The following is a 3,550-nucleotide window of genomic DNA, read 5'->3' as shown; positions in this document are numbered from 1 at the left end:
CCCACGCTCAGATGCGAAGAGCCGTTAATCCTGATGAGCTGCGCAACCCAATCCGATGCGCCGGCAACCTTCGCCGCCACGGTGACTGTCACCGGCGAGGCAGACCAAGCTTCGGCCGACTCCGGGGTTTGCACCTTTGGAGCGACTCGCCTAGCGCCGAACGACGAAGTAGGCCTCTACGGCGAAGGGCCAGCTGCAATCACCAAGTCGACATTGGAAGCCGAGTCCATCGATGAGCACCCGGACGGTACGGGCGTATGCACGTACAAGGCCCACTTTGATGCCGTCCCCGCGAACCAAAGAAGCTATGAACTACTCGTAGGCAACGACTTCGTCGAGAAGTCCTTCACGTCTGGCGAGCTCCAGAACGGTGCCACCTACGTCGTGCCTAGCTCCGCACCCTGAAGGGGCAGTAGCGATCGGTTAGCTACGACCCGACCCCTACCGCGCGGGTTCGAACATGGTCGGATCAAATCACTGTCGGCACTCGTGGCGACCTGCTCAAAATCGTGTCCTAGAAAACTACAGCTTTTCGAGACACTCGTCCCGCTCCCCCGCCCTGGCTGGCGCTGCGCCTCTTTCCTGGGCGAACGGACTCTTCAGGATGTCTCGCCAAGTCGTCTTGACGAGAACTGTCGCACGCGGCGCCTCGGCAGGGGTTTGTGAGCCATAATTGAGTCATGAGGCACTTGGGGTACACCCGCGTCAGTACCGCCAGTCAAGATGCGCAGCTGCAACTGGATGCTTTGGTCGCAGCCGGGGTGCAGAAGCGGGATGTGTTCTCCGATGTCACCTCGGGAAGCCGGACCGCGATCGAACGCCCGGGCATGAAGCGCCTGCTCGACTACCTCGAGTCCGGCGACACCGTCGTGGTGTGGCGCATCGATCGGCTCGGCCGATCCTTGATCGATGTCCTCAACACCGTGAACCTCCTTCGCGACAAGGGCGTGAAGATCCGATCCCTCTCGGACGGCATCGATCCGGAGACCACCACGGGCCGGTTGATGCTGGGCATGCTCGCCACGCTGGCAGAGTACGAACGCGAACTGATCACCGAGCGGGTCAACGCCGGCATCGCCGCAGCGAGGCAGAACGGCACTCGGTTCGGTCGGCCGCCTGTTGACCCGGCGGTGATCGCGGAAAAGCTCGAGATCGCCCAGGACGCCCGAAAGAAGGGACGCACCGCCGAGGAAGCCGCCAGCTTGGTCGGGTGGTCCCGCGCCACGCTCTACCGCCACCAACACGCCGCCCGCACCCGCGAGACACTGAGCAGGCAGGTCTGATCCGTGCAGTTCACAGGTGCGGCGCGGCGCCGAGATTGCCTGGATCAGGTACGCCGCTGTCACTGCTCGCGGCCCCCATCGCCGTCTACCGCGACTTCGGCAACCGCCACCACTTGCCCGGTGCGTAGTTCGGTCCAAGAGCCGGGCTGGATCCTCACCCTCCGAGCTGGCTCTAGACTGCCGAAATAGCAGTAACCCCGGGGGTGTGTACCGATATTTCGCGGCATTGACCTACCCGGGGCTTTCACAGCGAACATAACAGCAAACGTGCTCGCGGACAAGCACGACCGGACCCACCCGCCGACGGAGAGTGACAGCACCCGATGCAGGACCCTGAAGATCTCGCACGCTGGTTCTCCGGGCCCAGAATCTCCAGCTACCGCCATCACCCCGACCCGGCGGCGCTCTACGCCTGGAACGCCCAACTCGCAGCGGCCTATTTCGAGGTGATCGGGCATGGCGAGGTGCTTCTACGCAACTTCATCAGCGACCGCCTAGCCGCGGAGAGCCCGCTCCCCCACTGGTACGACGACCAGCAGCGCTACCAATTCACCAGCACCGCCCAAAAGAGCATCCGCAAAGCCCGCAGCAGGCTACGCGGACCTGAGACCACCGGCCGAGTCGTGGCAGAACTGAGCTTCGACTTCTGGCGCTTCCTTCTCGTCCGAAACCACGAGGTCACCATCTGGCGCGTCCTTCGCCGCCACGGGATGGCCCACTACCCGCAACCACAGTCGCGTCAGCCCTTCGAAGACTGCGTCCAACGGATATACAAGCTCCGTAATCGGATCGCCCACCACGAGCCCCTCATCCATCCCACCTCGACGGTGGAGACCAGGCGCCTGGACCAACTGTCCGCAGACCTCGACACCCTCGCTCGCTGGATCGACCCAGACGCCGCCGACTGGATCGCCTCCATCTCCCGCGTCTCCCAGGTCCGGCTGCTGCGGCCGTGAGCCGAGAAGCGCGGCTCTACACATGTTCCGAACCGCCGTCGCGATCACGAACCACACAGTCCCGTAGCCCCTATGGCCTCACTGGCCACTGTCCCGTAACACCTGCTTGAGACCTTGCGAAACAGGGGAAACGATGGCGGCCCGCGATGTACCGCAAGGTGTACCCCAAAGGGGCGGAAGTTGTAAGAGGAAGTGCCGGGCTGGGTTGTCGCGGCCGATGGATACGGTGAGTAGGTGGAAATGACCTCGGCGGGTATGCGTGCGTTTGTTGATGAGTCCAGTTGCGTCCGGACCGATACAACTCAGGAGTACCTAATCGGGGCGGCCATCGTCACCGCAGGAGATTGCGACGAGATCCGAGAAGCGCTACGCCATCTTCGTCTTCCAGGCCAGATCAAACCTCACTGGACCGATGAAAGTGATCGCCGCCGCCGCACGATCACAGAGACAATCGCCGATCTGGGTTCCATGCACGTAGTCGTTGCACACCTCAGTGGGCGCAACCGAAAGACTGAGCGCCACAGGCGAAAGTGCCTGGAAACGCTCTACTACGAACTCGGAGAGGCTGATGTCCTAGACATCACTCTCGAACGGCGAAGCGACTCTCAGGACAAGCAGGACCGCGCCCATATCGTTTCGTTGCAGAACCAGGGTTGGCATCGGGGCCTGAGGATTAGCCACTGCCGTGGTGGCGATGACCCCTTGTTGTGGATCCCGGACGCTGTGCTTGGGGCGGTGAACGCGAGCTTCTCCGGAGATGTTAGCTACATCGATGTGCTCCGCGGCAGCATCCTGATCGAGAAGCGGACCCCCGAGTCTCTGATGCCAGAGTCTGGACAAAGCGAAAGGCCCTAGATCCAGTCGTCCGGCTGGGGTTCTAAGGCCTTCTTCCCGTTCCGTCGTAACGGTGGGCAGTTCCTAGCGTAGTGACGGCCCCCTCTGGGTGCAAGCCATTTCTACTTCCGGATGCTGGGAGCGGCTCCGACGAACCCCCGAGCGGATAACTGTCGGCTACAGTAGATCGGCCCCTACCTGCGCTAACAGTCCTTCTCTGGAGCTCCTCGGGTGTGCTTCGGTGGTGATCCCAAGCCCGTCCGGCGAGGCGCCCCGCCGCCGTCACGCCTATCTCTGCAGGTGCCGGCACCTCGTTCGAAGTCCTTCACGAGCTCGGAAACCTTACCTGGGACAACACCCGTCGCGTCCACATTCAAACGTTCCCCGATGACGACCCCGTCGGCCCCCTGACCGCCCGGCACGGGCTCGTTGATCGGGCCCCACGTAGTGGCCCACGTTCGACAGGCCCGTGGGGGC

The 3,550-nt window shown here is 62.9% G+C and carries 4 protein-coding genes; all 4 read left to right on the top strand.

Features of this window, described 5'->3' with window-relative positions:
- On the top strand, positions 1–405 hold a 405-nt coding region (locus G6017_RS16535), incomplete at its 5' end, for a hypothetical protein (RefSeq protein ID WP_347238026.1).
- Positions 406–680: 275 nt separating this feature from the next.
- On the top strand, positions 681–1,283 hold the full coding sequence (locus tag G6017_RS15060; RefSeq protein WP_182618081.1) for a recombinase family protein: 603 nt from the start codon (positions 681–683) through the stop codon (positions 1,281–1,283).
- A 323-nt stretch (positions 1,284–1,606) separates the two neighbouring features.
- Positions 1,607–2,239 (top strand): protein kinase family protein, encoded by a 633-nt coding sequence (locus tag G6017_RS15055; RefSeq protein ID WP_182618079.1) that lies wholly within the window; start codon positions 1,607–1,609, stop codon positions 2,237–2,239.
- Between the two features lie 240 nt (positions 2,240–2,479).
- A complete protein-coding gene (locus tag G6017_RS15050) occupies positions 2,480–3,094 on the top strand; it encodes a hypothetical protein (RefSeq protein ID WP_083249842.1) in 615 nt (204 codons plus the stop codon).
- The last annotated feature ends 456 nt before the right edge of the window (positions 3,095–3,550 follow it).

It is taken from the genome of Dietzia sp. B44 (assembly GCF_014145245.1).
In the GTDB taxonomy this organism is placed as follows: domain Bacteria; phylum Actinomycetota; class Actinomycetes; order Mycobacteriales; family Mycobacteriaceae; genus Dietzia; species Dietzia natronolimnaea.
This window is presented reverse-complemented; position numbering and strand designations above follow the sequence as displayed.